The 16477-nt window shown below is 72.2% G+C and carries 17 protein-coding genes; 12 read left to right on the plus strand and 5 right to left on the minus strand.

All coding sequences use genetic code 11. From position 1 onward, the window contains the following. Positions 1 to 298 precede the first annotated feature (298 nt). A complete protein-coding gene (locus ACGF5O_RS04415) occupies positions 299 to 733 on the minus strand; it encodes a gamma-glutamylcyclotransferase family protein (RefSeq protein WP_393808427.1) in 435 nt (144 codons plus the stop codon). 138 nt (positions 734 to 871) lie between these two features. On the opposite strand from ACGF5O_RS04415, the gene ACGF5O_RS04420 reads away from it, so the two are divergent. The 8 genes from ACGF5O_RS04420 to ACGF5O_RS04455 all read left to right on the plus strand — a co-directional run bounded on the left by ACGF5O_RS04420 (position 872) and on the right by ACGF5O_RS04455 (position 9709). Next, positions 872 to 2515, plus strand: a complete 1644-nt coding sequence (locus ACGF5O_RS04420) for a M4 family metallopeptidase (protein ID WP_393808428.1) — start codon at positions 872 to 874, stop codon at positions 2513 to 2515. A gap of 253 nt (positions 2516 to 2768) precedes the next feature. Next, positions 2769 to 3458 (plus strand): YceI family protein, encoded by a 690-nt coding sequence (locus tag ACGF5O_RS04425; RefSeq protein ID WP_393808429.1) that lies wholly within the window; start codon positions 2769 to 2771, stop codon positions 3456 to 3458. Positions 3459 to 3806: 348 nt separating this feature from the next. Next, positions 3807 to 4331: a hypothetical protein gene (locus ACGF5O_RS04430; RefSeq protein ID WP_393808430.1), complete on the plus strand. Its 525-nt coding sequence runs from the start codon at positions 3807 to 3809 to the stop codon at positions 4329 to 4331. 118 nt (positions 4332 to 4449) lie between these two features. Next, positions 4450 to 5073 carry a class F sortase gene (locus ACGF5O_RS04435; RefSeq protein WP_393808431.1) on the plus strand — a complete coding sequence of 208 codons (624 nt, stop codon included), beginning with the start codon at positions 4450 to 4452 and terminating at the stop codon, positions 5071 to 5073. A 403-nt stretch (positions 5074 to 5476) separates the two neighbouring features. After that, entirely contained in the window at positions 5477 to 5743 is a 267-nt protein-coding gene (locus ACGF5O_RS04440) for a hypothetical protein (protein ID WP_393808432.1), read from the plus strand. After that, positions 5743 to 8370 carry a nitrite reductase large subunit NirB gene (gene nirB / locus ACGF5O_RS04445; RefSeq protein ID WP_393808433.1) on the plus strand — a complete coding sequence of 876 codons (2628 nt, stop codon included), beginning with the start codon at positions 5743 to 5745 and terminating at the stop codon, positions 8368 to 8370. Before ACGF5O_RS04440 ends, nirB begins: the two co-directional genes overlap by 1 nt. Beyond that, positions 8367 to 8717, plus strand: a complete 351-nt coding sequence (nirD, locus tag ACGF5O_RS04450; RefSeq protein ID WP_393808434.1) for a nitrite reductase small subunit NirD — start codon at positions 8367 to 8369, stop codon at positions 8715 to 8717. Before nirB ends, nirD begins: the two co-directional genes overlap by 4 nt. A 59-nt stretch (positions 8718 to 8776) precedes the next feature. Continuing rightward, positions 8777 to 9709 carry an aminoglycoside phosphotransferase family protein gene (locus ACGF5O_RS04455; protein ID WP_393808435.1) on the plus strand — a complete coding sequence of 311 codons (933 nt, stop codon included), beginning with the start codon at positions 8777 to 8779 and terminating at the stop codon, positions 9707 to 9709. A 33-nt stretch (positions 9710 to 9742) separates the two neighbouring features. On the opposite strand, the gene ACGF5O_RS04460 is transcribed toward ACGF5O_RS04455, so the two are convergent. After that, a complete protein-coding gene (locus ACGF5O_RS04460) occupies positions 9743 to 10297 on the minus strand; it encodes a YciI family protein (RefSeq protein ID WP_393808436.1) in 555 nt (184 codons plus the stop codon). Between the two features lie 72 nt (positions 10298 to 10369). Next, positions 10370 to 10954 carry a TetR/AcrR family transcriptional regulator gene (locus ACGF5O_RS04465; RefSeq protein ID WP_393808437.1) on the minus strand — a complete coding sequence of 195 codons (585 nt, stop codon included), beginning with the start codon at positions 10952 to 10954 and terminating at the stop codon, positions 10370 to 10372. A gap of 165 nt (positions 10955 to 11119) precedes the next feature. Between ACGF5O_RS04465 and ACGF5O_RS04470 the strand changes: the two genes are divergently transcribed. Next, a complete protein-coding gene (locus ACGF5O_RS04470; RefSeq protein ID WP_393808438.1) occupies positions 11120 to 12076 on the plus strand; it encodes an SDR family NAD(P)-dependent oxidoreductase in 957 nt (318 codons plus the stop codon). 50 nt (positions 12077 to 12126) lie between these two features. Here the strand turns inward: ACGF5O_RS04470 and ACGF5O_RS04475 are convergent, their stop codons facing one another. Both ACGF5O_RS04475 and ACGF5O_RS04480 read right to left on the minus strand, forming a co-directional pair. After that, positions 12127 to 12693 carry a TetR/AcrR family transcriptional regulator gene (locus tag ACGF5O_RS04475; protein ID WP_393808439.1) on the minus strand — a complete coding sequence of 189 codons (567 nt, stop codon included), beginning with the start codon at positions 12691 to 12693 and terminating at the stop codon, positions 12127 to 12129. An 81-nt stretch (positions 12694 to 12774) separates the two neighbouring features. Beyond that, positions 12775 to 13938, minus strand: coding sequence for a lactate 2-monooxygenase (locus tag ACGF5O_RS04480; RefSeq protein ID WP_393808440.1), 1164 nt, complete (start codon positions 13936 to 13938; stop codon positions 12775 to 12777). Between the two features lie 62 nt (positions 13939 to 14000). On the opposite strand from ACGF5O_RS04480, the gene ACGF5O_RS04485 reads away from it, so the two are divergent. The 3 genes from ACGF5O_RS04485 to ACGF5O_RS04495 all read left to right on the plus strand — a co-directional run bounded on the left by ACGF5O_RS04485 (position 14001) and on the right by ACGF5O_RS04495 (position 16447). Then, the gene (locus ACGF5O_RS04485) at positions 14001 to 15134 is read left to right on the plus strand and encodes an Lrp/AsnC family transcriptional regulator (RefSeq protein WP_393808441.1); all 1134 of its coding nucleotides are present in this window, start codon (positions 14001 to 14003) and stop codon (positions 15132 to 15134) included. A gap of 79 nt (positions 15135 to 15213) precedes the next feature. Then, positions 15214 to 15975 (plus strand): rhomboid family intramembrane serine protease, encoded by a 762-nt coding sequence (locus ACGF5O_RS04490; RefSeq protein WP_393808442.1) that lies wholly within the window; start codon positions 15214 to 15216, stop codon positions 15973 to 15975. Between the two features lie 28 nt (positions 15976 to 16003). Beyond that, complete coding sequence (locus ACGF5O_RS04495) at positions 16004 to 16447, plus strand: nuclear transport factor 2 family protein (RefSeq protein ID WP_393808443.1); 444 nt, start codon at positions 16004 to 16006, stop codon at positions 16445 to 16447. The last annotated feature ends 30 nt before the right edge of the window (positions 16448 to 16477 follow it).

Genomic DNA, 16477 nt, shown 5'->3' on the forward strand with positions numbered 1-16477 from the left:
CCCCTTGAAGACTCAACGGGGCGGGACCGGCCAACAGGGGTGGGGAATGAGCCACGTGCGGGGGTGCCGTGCCGCGCGGGCAACGGAAGCGACGCCGGACCAGGCGCCGATCAGCCCCGCTCGGCCCGCTCGGGCCCGGCGGCACCGGCCGCCGACCGGCCATCGGTTCTCACGATGGCTGGGATACCGCGGGGAGTTGACCGGGCGCCGAGCTCTCCGGCACCCCCTCGGTCAGCCTCTCCGGCACCCCTCGACCGGCCCCTCCCGCACCCCTCGGCCGGCTTCTCCGGCGCCCCGGTCAGCCGTGGCCCAGCCAGTCGCCGTCGTCGATGCGCCGCCCGTCGGCACGCAGCTTCCCGGCGACGACGGGCCCGGCGACGTACACCCAGGCCCGGACCTCGGCCCCGTCCCGCAGCCGTACGACGTCCCGCGCGACGCGCACGTAGAGGCTCGCCGGGTCCTCCGGCACGCACTCCTCCAACGCGTCGAGTTCCAGGAGGAGTCGGTCGTACGCCTCGGGGCGCGCGGTGACGAGTTCGCCGCGCACCGCCGCGGGGCCGGGCTCCTCGACGGCGTAGGGGTAGCCGGGCCCGTCGTAGAGCACCGCGCCGTCGAGGCGGCCGGGTTCCTCGGTCTCCGTCCGCCCCCGCAGATACGCGTCGTGGTTGACCTCGCCGGGGCGGAGCGTGCCGTAGACGAAGAACGGGAGGTGGCGGGGGGCGCGGATGGTCACAGGAAGGATTCTGCACCCCCTCCACCTCCACACACATCTCCATGGAGGCGCTATGGACATGACATGTCATGGCCTCTTAAATCTCTGTCGTCATCAGCGCCACCCCCACGCCTTCGAGGCGCACCTCCAAGGAGACCGATGAGCCGGACACGGAACACCCGAGCCTCCCGTCTCGCCACGGCCGGCGTCGCCGCCACCACCGCGACCCTGCTGGCCGCCGCACTCTCCCCCGCCGCCCACGCCGACACGAGACCGACCAGGGCCACCGCGATCGCGAACGCGGCACAGGCACTCGTCCAGCAGGCCACCGCCCTGGGCCTCACGTCCGCCGAGGGCACCTCGGTCCGTGACGTGATCGTGGACAGGAACGGCACCCAGCACGTCCGCTACGACCGCACGTACCACCACCTCCCGGTCCTGGGCGGCGACTTCGTCGTCCACCTCAAGTCGGACGGCGCGTACCGCAGCGCCGACCGGGCGACCCGGAGCCGGATATCCCTGGCGTCGACCGTCCCGAGCGTCTCGGCCCCGAAGGCCGCCGACCTCGCGGTGAACGCGCTGCGGGCGGCGAACCTCGGCGACGCGCTGAAGCAGGTGCAGGCCAAGCCGCAGCTGATCGTCGACGCCCTGCACGGCGCCCCGAAGCTGGCCTGGCGCACCAACGCCGTCGGCAAGGACTCGCTCGGCAACCCGGTCGCCCGCACGGTGCTGACGGACGCCCGCACCGGGGCCCAGATCGACGCCTGGGACAGCATCGAGACGGCGACCGGCGACGGCAAGTCGCTGTACAGCGGCACGGTCCCGCTGGAGACGACGCAGTCCGGCTCGACGTACAACCTGACGGACCCGACGCGCGGCAACACGTACACGGGCGACGCGGCGAACAAGACCGACCTGTGCATCTTCGGCATCTGCATCAGCCGGGCGCCGTCGACGGTGTTCACGGACGCCGACAACCACTGGGGCACGGGCGCCACTTCGGACCGCTCCTCGGCCGCGGTCGACGCCCAGTACGGCACCAACGAGACCTGGGACTACTACAAGAACGTCCACGGCCGCAACGGCATCGCGGGCGACGGCAAGGGCTCGTACAACCGCGTCCACTACGGCAACAGCTACAACAACGCCTTCTGGGACGACAGTTGCTTCTGCATGACGTACGGCGACGGTGACGGGACGACCTTCGGCCCGCTGGTGGCGCTGGACGTGGCGGGCCACGAGATGACGCACGGCGTCACCAGCAAGACGGCCGCGCTGACGTACTCCGGCGAGTCCGGCGGCCTGAACGAGGCGACCTCCGACATCCTCGGCACGCTGGTGGAGTGGTACGCGGGGAACGCGTCGGACCCCGGGGACTACCTGATCGGCGAGAAGATCGTCCGCTCCGGCTTCGGGAAGGCGGCGCTGCGGTTCATGGACCAGCCGTCGAAGGACGGGAGTTCGGCGGACTACTGGAGCTCGTCGGTGGGCAATCTGGACGTCCACTACTCCTCCGGCGTCGCCAACCACTTCGCGTACCTGCTCGCGGAGGGCAGCGGCGCGAAGACCATCAACGGCGTGAGCTACAACTCCCCGACGTACAACGGCTCGACGGTGACGGGGATCGGCCGCGACAAGCTGGGCGCGATCTGGTACCGCGCGCTGACGGTCTACATGACGTCCTCGACGAACTACGCGGGCGCCCGCACCGCGACCCTGAACGCGGCGAAGGACCTCTACGGCAACGGCAGCGCGGAGTACAACGCGGTGGCGGCGGCATGGAGCGCGGTGAACGTGAACTGAGCCACGGCACACGGAGGTGAGGCGGGCCGCCCCGGCGAACGAACCGGGGCGGCCGTCACATACACCCCAGACAACGGGGAATAGCGCAATTCAAGGAAACCGGGAAACGTGGAACCCGGAGAATGCAGAGCACTTCCTGAGTGGATCTCATGATGGCGATGTGCAGTTTCGGTGACGGTATACGTAATTCCCGAACTCCATTGTCCTGACGGCCACTTGCGGCAATTCCCCGAGTCGACTAACTAGATAAATCATGAACTTGTTCAGCCGCCCCCACACGTCCCGCCGCACCCCCACGGTCCCCTCACGCCCGCCGGCGGCGCCGGCCTCCCCCACCTCGGCCCCCGTCCTCCTGGACCCCGCCCTCGCCGCCCTCACCGGCGAATGGGTCATCGACCCGGCGCACAGCAGAATCGGTTTCTCGGTCCGGCACGCCATGGTGACGACGGTCCGCGGGGCCTTCACCGAGTACAAGAGCCGCCTCTACTTCGACGGCCGCGACCCGTCCCGTTCCCAGGCCGAGATCATCCTGTCCACGGCGAGCGTCGACACGGGCGTGGAACAGCGGGACGCCCACCTGGCGGGCCGCGACTTCCTCGCCTCCGCGACCTATCCGCGGATGCGTTTCCAGAGCACGGCGGTCCGCCTGAAAGCCCCGGACGTCTACGTCATGACCGGCGACCTGTCCATCAAGGAGACGACCCGCCCGGTGGACCTGGAACTCACCTACATCGGCAACGTCACGGATCCCTTCGGCTACCAGCGCGTCGGCTTCGACGGCACCACCACCATCAACCGCATGGACTGGGGCCTTGCCTACAACTCCCGCCTGGCGGAGGGCGGGGCGATGGTGAGCGAGACGGTACGGCTGCAGTTCGACATCGCGGCGATCCGGACGGTGCCGGAGGGCGTACAGGGGATGCGGGGCGCGCCGTCTCCTTGACGGACGGGTCGCCGGTCGGCACATCGCCGTCCCCGGACATCGCCGTCAGTGGGCATCGCCGTCCCCGGGCATCGTCGCCCTCGGACATCGCCGTCCCCGGACATCGCCGGGCCGCCGCTTTCGGGGTCACCCGTTCACTCCCTCCACCCCCCACCATTCGTGTGTTCTTCATACCGGTGCCCGCGCAACCCCCTTGACCTGCCGGAATCCCCCCGCGAAGGACTCCTCGCCCCGTCTCCGTGACACCCGTTCATCCCAAAACTGACGGTTCCTCAGGGAGCGGGGCCGGGCGCTTGGCTTTTACCTCGGTAGAGCAAGGGAGTGGACGACCTCGACCGAGGGAGCACCATGCGACGCACCGCCCGTCTGGTGACCGGGACCGCGCTGGCCGTGGCCACGGCCGGACTCGCCGTCGCGCCGGCGTACGGCGGCGCCACCGGCAGCCTCGACGTGTACCCGTCGACCGCGGCGGCAGGCGGTCAGGTCACCGTGAACACGGCGGCCTGCGGCGAGAAGGGAACAGCGGTCGGGGACGCCAGTTCGGTCGGCGCCGGCACGTTCACCCTTGCGCCGAGCACGCACGAGGGCGAGGCGATCGGGCAGTTCCAGGTGCCGCCGAGCGCGCAACCGGGGACGTACGAGATCGTCGCGAAGTGCGCCGAGGGGACCCGGCAGGTGACCGGGGACCTGGTGGTGGCACTGGCGCCGGCCGCGGGGCAGCAGGTGCAGCCCCACGGCAGTGTGAAGACGGGGGTCGGTGGTGCCTTCGGCTCCGACCCCGCACAGACCGCGGCAGGCGTGGCGGCTCTGGCCGTCGCCGCCGCGGGCGGTACCTGGCTCCTGCATCGCCGGGCGAGAGGCGATGTGATCTGACGGACACCCTCCGCTGTCCGTCCGCCGGTACCGCACATCCCACCCCCTCCGGGTCCGACGCCCCTCGCGGCCCGGAGGGGGAGGGGGTCACGTTCGTCCCTCAGGGAGAGGGGTTCGCATGCGCAGGATCGGGGACACCGCGATAGCCGCCGTGACGGTCATGGCCCTCGGCTCCGGCGTATGGCTGCTCGGCCCCGGCCTCGGACCGCAGGACGCGCCGCCGCAGCCGTCCGCCGCCGAGGGCCGCCCCGATCCCGGCGAGGAACGCCTCGGAGCCCCCGCGCTGCCGCCCTCCCCGCCCACCCGCATCCGCATCCCCGCCATCCGCGTGAACGCCCCCCTCATGGGCCTCGCCCTCACCCCCACCGGCAGCCTCGACGTCCCGCCCGCCGGGCAGAAGAACCTCGCAGGCTGGTACGAGGCCGGCACCACCCCCGGCGAGACCGGCACCGCGATCGTCGCCGGGCACGTCGACAACACCGAGGGCCCCGCCGTCTTCTACGACCTCGGCGCCCTCAGACGCGGCGCGACCATCGAGCTGGACCGGAAGGACAAGAGCGTCGCCGTGTTCAGCGTCGACGCGGTGGAGGTCTACCAGGCCCGCGACTTCCCCGACGAGAAGGTGTACGGCGCCGCGAACCGTCCCGAGCTCCGGGTCATCACCTGCGGCGGCGGCTACTCGCGCACGACCGGCTACCAGGGGAACGTCGTCGTCTTCGCCCACCTGACCGGCAGCCGCTGACCGACAGCCGCTGACCGGTCTCGGTCGTGGTCCGCGGTGCGCGGTGCGCCGTCAGCCCTCGGCCGTCCGCGGTCCGCCGTCCGCCCTCCCCCGGTCCGCCGTCCACCGTGCGCCGTCCGCAGTGCGCCGTCCGCAGAATCCACGGTCCGCGGAACAGGACGACGTACACAACCGCTCCCCGCGTAACCGGCCCCGCCGCCATCTCCGCCCTCGTCCTGGCAGCACCCCCGCCCACCTGCGGCGCAGGCCGACCGCCGCTGCCGTGTTTCCCCCGCCTCACAGTTCCCACCGCTCCTCCCCCCGGACCCCTCACACCCATCCCCCGCCACCGAAGAGGGCAGCGTTCCTCCTGGGAAACAGCGGTGATGCGGCCGGGTAACGTCGGCGCCGCAGGCTCCTAGGTATGACCTCGAATTCGCGTGTGGTGGTGATCGGCGCCGGCCGCCGTCCCGTCGGGCGGCCCGGCACCCCCGCGACGGGCGAGGCACCCGAGACGCCCGGGGCATCCGTCGGCGGCCAGGAGCAGCGCCCGTGCGGCCGGCCGCCGCTCGCCGGGGTGACCGCCCGCCCGACGCTCCCCCTGCGCTCCCCGTTCCCCCTGCGCTCCCCGTTCCCCCTGTTCTCCCTGTTCTCCCTGTTCTCCCTGTTCTCCAACGACGGAGGCTCCTGATGACCGCCACCCCCGGGGCCACCCCCACGATCGTGCTCGTCGGTCACGGCATGGTCGGTCAGCGCTTCCTGGAGGCGCTCGCCGAGCGCGGCCTGACCGCCACGCACCGGGTGGTCGTGCTGTGCGAGGAGCCGCGTCCCGCCTACGACCGCGTCGCCCTCACCTCGTACTTCTCGGGCCGGACCCCCGACGAACTCTCCGTGACCGACATGGAGTTCATCGACGCGCACGGCATCGAACTGCACGTGGGCGACCCGGCGGAGACGATCGACCGTGCGACGCGGACGGTGACGGCGAGGTCCGGCATGGCCGTCGGGTACGACACGCTCGTACTCGCCACCGGCTCCTACCCGTTCGTGCCTCCGGTCCCCCACAAGGACGCGACGGGCTGCTTCGTGTACCGCACGATCGAGGACCTGCTCGCGATCGAGGAGTACGCGCGGTCGGGGGCGACCGTGGGCGCGGTGGTCGGCGGCGGGCTGCTCGGGCTGGAGGCGGCCGGGGCGCTGAAGGGGCTCGGACTCACCTCCCACATCGTGGAGTTCGCGCCGCGGCTGATGCCGGTGCAGGTGGACGAGGGCGGTGGCGCGGCCCTGCTGCGCACCATCGAGGAGATGGGCCTGACGGTCCACACGGGCGTCGGCACGCAGGAGATCGTGGTCGACCCGGCGGGCGCCGTGACGGGGATGAGGCTGTCCGACGGTTCCGAACTCGCCACCGACCTGGTGGTGTTCAGCGCCGGTGTCCGGCCGCGGGACCAACTCGCCCGGGACTGCGGGCTGACGGTCGGCGAGCGCGGCGGCATCACGGTCGACGAGCAGTGCCGTACCGTCTCCGACCCGCATGTGTTCGCGATCGGCGAGTGCGCGCTGGCGGCGGACGGGCGGGTCTACGGGCTGGTGGCACCGGGCTACGAACAGGCCGAGACCGCGGCGGCGGCCCTCGCCGCCGACGAGGCCGAGGAGCTGACGTTCACCGGTGCCGACCTGTCCACGAAGCTGAAGCTGCTCGGCGTGGACGTGGCGTCCTTCGGTGACGCGCACGGCACGGCCGAGGACTGCCTGGACGTCGTGTACTCCGACTCCCGTTCGGGCCTGTACAAGAAGCTGGTCATCGGCCGGGACGGAACCCTGCTCGGCGGCATCCTGGTCGGCGACGCGGACGCGTACGGCACCCTGAAGGCCTTCACCGGTTCGGTGCCGCCGGTCCCGCCCGAGTCGCTGGTGCTGCCGGCCGGCGCCGGCGAGTCCGTCCAGCTCGGGCCGGCCGCGCTGCCCGACGACGCGGTCATCTGCTCCTGCAACAACGTCCGCAAGGGCACGATCCGCGGCGCGGTCGCGGAGCACGGCTGCAGCACGGTGCCCGAGGTGAAGAAGTGCACCAAGGCCGGTACGACGTGCGGCAGTTGCGTCAAGGTCCTGGGCCAGCTGGTCACCGCCGAGCTGGAGGCGTCCGGCGTCGAGGTCGACAAGGGCCTGTGCGGCTGCTTCGCGCAGACCCGCGAGGAGCTGTACGAGATCGTCCTGGCGCTGCGCGTCGGCACCTACCGGGACCTGCTCGACCGGTACGGCCGGGAGGGCGCCCGGGGCGGCGACGGCTGCGAGGTCTGCAAGCCGGCCGTGGCGTCGATCATCGCGTCCCTCGCCCCGACGGTCGGCGCGAGCGGTTACGTCCTGGACGGCGAGCAGGCGGCGCTCCAGGACAGCAACGACCACTTCCTCGCCAACCTCCAGAAGAACGGCTCCTATTCGGTCGTCCCGCGCATCCCCGGCGGCGAGATCACCCCGGAGGGCCTGATCACGATCGGGGAGATCGCCCGCGACTTCGGCCTCTACACGAAGATCACCGGCGGTCAGCGCATCGACATGTTCGGTGCGCGCGTCGAGCAACTCCCGCTGATCTGGACGCGGTTGGTGGACGCCGGTTTCGAGTCGGGCCACGCGTACGGAAAGGCGCTGCGAACCGTCAAGTCCTGCGTGGGGTCGACCTGGTGCCGGTACGGCGTCCAGGACTCGGTCCGGATGGCGATCGACCTGGAACTGCGCTACCGGGGGCTCAGGTCCCCGCACAAGCTGAAGTCGGCGGTCTCCGGCTGCGCCCGCGAGTGCGCGGAGGCCCAGTCGAAGGACTTCGGCGTCATCGCCACCGCGGCAGGCTGGAACCTGTACGTCGGCGGCAACGGCGGCGCCACCCCGCGCCACGCGGACCTGCTCGCCCAGGACCTCTCCGACGCCGAACTGGTCCGGCTGATCGACCGTTTCCTGATGTTCTACATCCGTACGGCCGACCGCCTGGAGCGCACGTCGACCTGGCTGGAGCGGATCCCGGGCGGCCTGGACCACGTCCGTGACGTGGTGGTCGAGGACTCGCTGGGCATCTGCGCGGAGCTGGAGTCCCTGATGGCGGCGCACGTGTCCGCCTACGCCGACGAGTGGGCGACCACCATCGGCGACCCGGAGAGGCTCGCCCGGTTCGTCTCGTTCGTGAACGCCCCCGACACCCCCGACCCGGTCGTCGGCTTCGTGCCCGAGCGGGACCAGATGAAGCCCGACCTGCCGCTGCTGTCCATCGGCCTGCGCCGCCCGGACGGCACGGCGACCGTTCTGGAAGGAAGCGCCCAGCGATGACCCTGGCCCCCGAGACCACCGACCTGAAGGTCCAACTCCGGCTGGCGGAAAGCTGGTTCACGGTCTGCGACCTGAGCCTGCTCACGCCCGGCCGGGGCGTGGCCGTACTCCTACCCGACGGCCGCCAGGCCGCCGTCTTCCGCGACCGCGCCGACCGGCTCTACGCCATCGACAACCGCGACCCGTTCGGCGGCGCGGCGGTCCTCTCCCGCGGCCTGACCGGCACCCACCAGGGCCGCCCGTTCGTGGCCTCCCCGCTCCTCAAGCAGCGCTTCGACCTGGAGACCGGCGCGTGCCTGGACGACGAGACGGTACGGGTGACGGCGTACGGGGTACGCGCCGCGTAGGCGGTCCCGGCGCGCTCGTGGCGCCCCGCCGTACGCCCTGCGCCGCGTAGGGTGCCAGGATGATCGGCATTCCAGAGGCGCTGGTGCGGGGCACGATCGACCGCGAGGGTGACCGCGGGGCGGCGTGGATCGCCGAACTCCCGGCGACGGTGGAGGACTTGCTGCGGCACTGGGACTGCGTGCCCGACGGCGAGGTGACGCACGGCGGGGTGGGGGTGATCGTCCCGGTCCGCCTGCGGTCCTCCGGCCGCCGCTGCGTCGTCAAGGTGTCCTTCCCCCACCCCGGCAACGTCCACGAGCCGGACGCGTTCGAGGCCTGGGCGGGCCGGGGCGCGGTCCGCCTGCACCGGCGCGACGACGCCCGCTTCGCCCTCCTCCTGGAGCGGGCCCACGTGTCGACGCTGGCGGCGCTGGAGTCCGACGACGAGACGGTGATGACGATCGCGGGCCGCCTGAACCACCGCCTGGCCGTCCCGGCGCCTGCGGGCCTGCCCCGGCTCCGGGACCAGGCGGACACGTGGGCGGCGGAGCTGCGCGAGAACGCCGCCGACCTGTCCCACACCCTGCCGCCCCGCGCGCTGGACGCGGCCGTCGCCACCGTTCACGAACTGGGCCGGACCCAGCCGGACATCCTCGTCCACGGCGACCTGCACGCACGCAACATCCTGCGGGCCGACCGGGAACCGTGGCTCGCGGTCGACCCGAAGGGCTACGTGGGAGACCCGGCGTACGACGGCGGCACCCTCCTCAAGTCCCGTGCCCTGAGCCTCATGCACACCGCCGACCTCCCGAGGATCGCCCACCGTCTCCTGGACGTCTTCGCCGAGGCGGCGGAGCTGGACCGCGAACGCGTCCGCCGCTGGGCCCAGTTGCACGCCGTCCAGGCGGCGTTCTGGGGCCGCAGGCACGGCTTCCGCATCGCCCGGTCCGGGCCCCGGCTCGACCATGTCACCCGGTTCGCGGACCGGCTGGCGGAGTGCCTGGTGGTCTAGCCGGAGAGGGCCGTCCCGCGGCGCGTCTTCCCGTCACCGCCGCCCGCCGAACTCCCAGTCGTGCACCTCGACATCGGCGTACCGCACCGGCGCCAGCACCCCGAGTGCCTCGTCCCGGTCCGCGGCCCGGACCAGCGCCGCCGTGCCGATCCAGGTGGTGCCGTCGTCGGACAGCAGCGGGCCGAACGCGATCAGGTCGTCGGGGTCGGCGCCGGGTGACAGGCCGCCGGAGTCGTCGGAGACCGGCCCCAGACCGAGCACCAGGTAGCGGTTGCCGCCGGTCCGGCCGCCGGGGAACTCCCACATGGTCCGCCCCAGCAGGTTGCGCCACCGCCGCAGCAGCACGTCCCGGTACACGCCGGCCTGGTGGTTGGGCTCGTCGAAGGCGAACGCCCGGGCGGCGGCGGGGTCCGGCAGATCGACGACGTGCACGCTCCCGCTCGGCACCGCACCGTCCGCCCCGAACGTCGGCCCCCGGGCGATCAACTCGGCCGCGTAGCGGTCCATGTAGCCCCAGTGGTCCTCGACCAGCTGCGAACGCAATGCCGCGGACCCGGCCCGGTCACGGTGGTAACAGAAGAACTCCATGCCCGCGGAGCCTTCCGCAGAACGGCCCGGCCCCTCAACACGGTTTCCCGGCCCGGCCCGAGGCAGGCGCCGTCACCCCGCCACGACCCCGCGCAACAGCAGGTCGACGAGCCGGAGGGCCAGTTCGCGCTGTCCCTCGTGCGCCGCCATCAGGCTGATCCCCCCGAGCGCCATCAGCACATCACGCGCGTCCACCCCCGGCCGCGCCACCGGCGCTCCCTCCGCCGTGTTCAGCAGGCGGGCGATCGCGTCGACCAAGAGCGTCCGGGTGTGCAGCTTCTCGCTCTCGTCGGTCAGGATCACCCGCAACGCGTCGGCCATCCCCTGCTTCGCCGCCATGAAGTCGATGAAGCGCTCCATCCAGGTCCGCAGCGCCTCCGCCGCCGGCAGCGCGGCCGCCAGTTCGTCCGCCGCCTCGCACAGACGTTGCACCTCGTGCCGGTAGACCGCCTCGATGAGCAGCTCCTTCGACGGGAACCGGCGATAGAGGGTGCCGACGCCGACGCCCGCCCGGCCGGCGATGTCCTTGACCGAGGCGCCCGCCCCCTCCCGGGCGAACGTCGCTGCCGCCGCCTCCAGCAGCCGGTCCTCGTTGCGCTGCGCGTCCGCGCGCAACGGCCTGCGGGACGTCGCCGCGCCCCCGTCGGTGCCGGTCAACCCAGACCCCTCCTCGTCACCACCACTTGCAACCGGAACCGGTTCCGCTTACCGTCGGAGCGTGAACCGGAACCGGTTCCGGATACGAGGGTACGACGGCCCCTGCCCCCACGCCACCGGCCGCGCCCGCGCCAGCCCCGTCCCACCACCCGCCTGGAGAACCTCATGTCCCGCCCCCTCTTCACCACCCCCTTCGGAGCCCTGAGCACCGCCGCCGAGGTGCTCTCCGGCGTCGGCCTCAGCGGCAGGCGCGCCGTCGTCACCGGCGGCGCCTCCGGCATCGGACGCGAGACCGCCCGGGTCCTCGGTGCCGCCGGCGCCGAGGTCACCATCGGCGTCCGCGACCTGGCGGCAGGCATCCGGGCCGCCGAGGAGATCGCCCCGGCGAGCGGACCGGGCAGCGTACGCGCCGCCCTCCTCGACCTCGCCGACCAGCGCTCCGTCCGCGCCTTCACCGACGCCTGGCAGGGCCCGCTGCACATCCTCGTCCTCAACGCCGGCGTCATGGCCACGCCGCTACAGCGGACACGGGAGGGCTGGGAGATGCAGTTCGCCACCAACCACCTCGGCCACTTCGCCCTCGCCACCGGCCTGCACGGCGCCCTCACCTCGGCCCACGGCGCGCGCGTCGTCACGGTCAGCTCGGTCGGCCACGTCAACGGCGACGTCGACTTCGACGACCTCGGCTTCGAGCGGCGCCCCTACGACCCGTGGGCGGCCTACAGCCAGTCCAAGACGGCGAACGTCCTGTTCACCGTCGAGGCGGCCCGCCGCTGGGCCCCGGACCTGATCACCGTCAACGCCCTCAACCCCGGCCGTATCACCAGCACCCGACTCGGCCGCCACATCGGGGACATCTCCAACAGCCCGGCCTCGTTCGACGCCACCAGCACCGACGTGTCCTGGAAGAGCATCGAGCAAGGCGCCGCCACATCGGTGCTGCTCGCCGCCTCCCCCCTGGTCGAGGGCGTGACCGGCCGGTACTTCGAGGACTGCGACGAGGCCGGCCCCCAACGGCCCGGCGTCCGCCGGGGGGTGGCCGCCCACGCCCTGGACCCCGACCACGCGGCCCTCCTGTGGCAGCTCTCCACCGACCTGCTCGCCACTCCGGCCGGCGCGTGAAACCCCTCCGGGTCACCGGCACGCTGCGCACAGCCGAGAGGCGTCAGGTCTCACGGCCGCAACGCCACCGCGACCGCCACGCCCAGCCTGCGCACGAACTCCGGGCGGTCGGCGACGCGGTGTTTCCAGCCCTCTGCGGCCGCCTGCAGGACCTCGGCGATCTGGCGCGGTGTGACGGTGCCGGGTGCCGTGCGGCCGGAGTCGGTGATCGCCTTCGCGAGCGTGTCGAGGAAAGCGTCCCGGTAGTCGTCGTACAGGTCGTGGAGCTGCGCGGTCCCGTGCTCCAGGAGGTCGTCGACGCCCTCGTTGAGGTGCGTGCCGACGTACCGGCCGAGGTTCGCGTCGAGCGCGGCCACCAGGCGGGCGTCCAGGTCCGCGCCGGGTGCGGACAGCGCCGTACGGACGTCCGCCAGCGCCCGGTCCAGCTCCTGCCGCACGGTCTCGCGGAACAGCTCCTCCTTGCCCGAGAAGAGGAAGTACAGGCCGGGGCGGGAGATGTCGGCGGCCCGCGCCACGGCGTCCATCGACGTCTTGCGGTAGCCGAAGGTGGCGAAGACGGTCAGCGCCGCCGCGAGCACCTGCTCGCGGCGTTGGGTGTCCCCTCGGGTCACGGCCATGGGCACACCATACCGACTGGGCGTGATGTGCATTTTCTGGCTACTTTGTCCAGCTGACCAGGTGCTCAGGTGCTCAGGTGCTCAGCCGGTGACGCGCCGCAGTGCCTCCGGTGTGAGGTCGGCGAGGGTCGGGTAGCCGTCGACGGCCATGATCAGGTCGGCCTCGGCGAGCAGCGCCCGCAGGATGTGGACGAGGCCGTCCTCACCGCCGTTGGCGAGGCCGTACGCGTAGGGACGGCCGACTCCGACGGCGGTGGCGCCCAGTGCGACCGCCTTGACGATGTCGGCGCCGGTCCGTACCCCCGAGTCGAACAGGACGGGCAGGCCGTCGGCGGCCTCGACCACCTCAGGCAGCGCGTCGAGGGCGGGCAGGCCGCCGTTGGCCTGACGGCCGCCGTGGTTGGAGCAGTAGACGCCGTCCACGCCGGCGTCCCTGGCCCGGCGGACGTCCTCGGGGTGGCAGAGGCCCTTGAGGATGAGCGGCAGGTCGGTGATCGACCGCAGCCAGGGCAGGTCGTTCCAGGTGAGCGGGTTGCCGAAGATCCCCGCCCAGAGCGCGACGGCGGCCTGCGGGTCGTCCTCCGGGTCCTTGCCGAGGCGGGCCCGGAAGACCGGGTCGCTGGTGTAGTTGGCCAGGCAGTTCCCGCGCAGCTGCGGGAAGTTGCTGACGCTCAGGTCGCGGGGCCGCCAGCCGGTGATCCAGGTGTCCAGGGTGACCACGATCCCCTTGAACCCGGCCTGCTCGGCCCGGTGCACCAGACTCTCGGCCAGCTCCCGGTCGGTGGGCGTGTAGAGCTGGAAGAAGCCGGGGGTGTCGCCGAACCCGGCGGCCACCTCCTCCAGCGGGTCGACGGTCAGCGTCGAGGCGACCATCGGTACGCCGGTACGGGCGGCGGCCCGGGCCACGGCGAGGTCGCCGTGACCGTCCTGCGCGCACAGCCCGATCACCCCGACCGGGGCCATGAACAGCGGCGAGGGCAGCCGCAGCCCGAACAGGTCGACGGACAGGTCCCGCTCCGTGGCCCCCACCAGCATGCGCGGCACCAGTCCCCAGCCCTCGAACGCACCGACATTGGCCCGCTGCGTCCGCTCGTCACCGGCGCCGCCCGCGACGTACGAGCGCACGGAGGGAGGCAGCGCGGCCAGGGCCAACGGCTCCAGATCGGCGTACGACATCGGGAACCGCGGCACCACTCCGCGCAGCCCGTCGAGGTAGATCTCGTTCTGGTAGTCGGCGAACGCCATGTCCCGGCCCTTCTTCACGACTGCGCCCGCGGAGTGCGGGCCCTGAAGTCCACAATGGGAGAGTGGCGCACAACGGCTCCGAACCGCAGGATTCCGGCTCACCCGGCGAGCAGACGCAGGATGCTGCCGCAGCAGCAGCAGCTGCCCCTGCGACCGCGCCGGCGCTGCTGAGCGAGGACGAGCTGGCGCTGATCAACGCGCTGCAGCTGAGCCCGCGCGCCTCCTGGACCGAGCTCGGCCGCGCCCTGGGCGTCGACCCGGTCACGGTGGCCCGCCGTTTCCACCGCCTCTCCGCGCAGGGCACGGCCTGGGTCGGCTTCTCCCCCGGCCCGCGCCTGCTGGAGCAGATCTGCGTGGCGTACGTCGTGATCGACTGCGCCCCGGGAACCACGGCCCGGGTCGCCGGGTCCCTGAGCGCCCACCCCCACATGGTGACGATCGAGCGGACGTCCTCCGGCCACGACATCCTCGCCACGGTCGCCACCCGCGACCTGCCCGCCCTGTCCCGCTACACCCTCGACCTGCTGCCCCAACTGCCGGGCATCACCGCCGTACGGTCCCGGATCGTCACCCACATGTTCACGGAGGGCGGCCACTGGCGCATCGCCGCCCTGGCCCCGGCCCAGCGCGCCCGGCTGACGGCCCGGGCCCCCGCACCCGCCGCCGTCCCCTCCGCGCAACGGACCACCCACCGGGAGCTCACCTCCTTCGACCGCGCCCTCGCCACCCGCCTCGCCCACGACGGCCGCGCGCCCTACCAGGCCCTGGCGCGGGACCTCGGCGTCAGCCTCTCCACCGCCAAACGCCGTGTCGAGGCCCTCATCCGCCGTGGCCTGCTCCGCTTCCGCTGCGACTTCGCCCGCCCCCTCGGCGGCTGGCCGGTCGCCGTCACCTTCTGGGCCAGGGTGCCGCCCGCCGACCTCCCCGGCATCGGCCAGTCCCTCATCCGGCTCCCCGAGACCCGCAACTGCGCCGCCGTCAGCGGCCCGCAGAACCTCGTCCTCCAGGCCAGCCTGCACTCGGTCAGCGACATCCTCCGCCTGGAGACCCACCTGGCGACGGCCCACCCGGCCCTCGACATCGCGGACCGGGTCATCACCCTGCGCCAGGACAAACTCCTCGGCCGCCTCCTGGACGCGCACGGCCGCTCCGTCGGCGTCGTACCGGCGGACCTGTGGGCGGAACCGGCCCTGTAACCGGGCTGCCGTACAGTGCACCGTGGTGGGGACGCGACAGCGTGTCGAGCTGTCCGAGCGGTTCGAGGGGGAACCTGCCATGGGTAAGCCGAAGAAGGACCGCCCCGTACCGGCACCGGCACCGGCACCGGCACCGGCACCGGCACCGATGAGCCCCGAGCAGATGATCGCGGAGGCGCGGAAGGCGTTCTTCGTGATGTTCGGTCTGCTCGCGGTCGTCTGGCTGGTCCAACTGGCCAACTACTCCGAACACTACGCCCTCTCCCGCGACTACGCGGTGGTCTCCGGCGACGTCGGCACCCTGCCCGACATCCTGGTCGCGCCGCTGCTGCACTGGAGTTGGGCGCACATCGAGAGCAACTCCGGCCCGCTGTTCGTCTTCGGCTTCCTCGCGGCGTACCGCGGAGTGGTCCGGTTCCTCGGCCTCACCCTCCTGATCGCGCTGAGCAGCGGCCTGGTCGTCTGGTTCTTCGAGCACGGCGACGTCGCGACGGTCGGCGCCAGCGGCCTGATCTTCGGGTACTTCGGCTACGTCGTCGTACGCGGCCTCTTCGACCGGCACCTCATCGACACGCTGGTCGGGATCGTCATGGGCGCGTCCTTCGCCTACCTCCTCACCGTCGCCGTACCCGGCACCCCCGGCGTCAGCTGGCTCGGCCACCTCGGCGGCCTGCTCGGCGGCCTCCTCGGCGCCTGGCTCTTCCGCGACCGCCGCGCACCACGCCCCACCACCGGCGCCATCGCCCCGAGAACCCCGGCCACCGGCAACACCCCACACCCCGGCCCCGGTTCCCCACGCTCCGACCTGTACAAGGAACTCGACGACCTCGGGCTGCTCTGACCGCCCGCACCTTCCTTACGGAGGTCTTGTGTCCCTGCGGCCGCGCGACGTCTTTCTCCGGCTCGTCCACGGAGTCGCCGACGGGAACTTCGATGAGTTGCCAGAGCTGTACGGTGAGGTCACCGACGTCCGGCATCCGATGGCGACGCCGAAGTCCGAGCCGTTGTCGAGCCGGCGTGCGCTCCAGGAGCACTTCACGGTACCGCCGGAAGACCGGGCGTCCCTGCCGAAGAGACAGGTCGTCGATGTCGTCGTCCACGCGACCGCGGACCCCGAAGTGATCGTCGCGGAGTTCGCCTACGAGTTCACACGGCCGGACGGCTCCACGAGCAAGGTGCCCTGCGTCTTCGTGATGCGGGTCCGGAACGGCCGGATCATCGAGTCGCGTGACTACATCGACCCGATCCGTACGTACACGGCACGCGGAGACCTTGACCTTCTCATCGCGTCGTTGCGGGGCGACGCCTCCTGAAGCGCGCCGTCGACTTCGACGACGAAGCTC

The sequence above is a fragment of the Streptomyces sp. NPDC048291 genome (assembly GCF_043201715.1).
GTDB lineage: Bacteria > Actinomycetota > Actinomycetes > Streptomycetales > Streptomycetaceae > Streptomyces.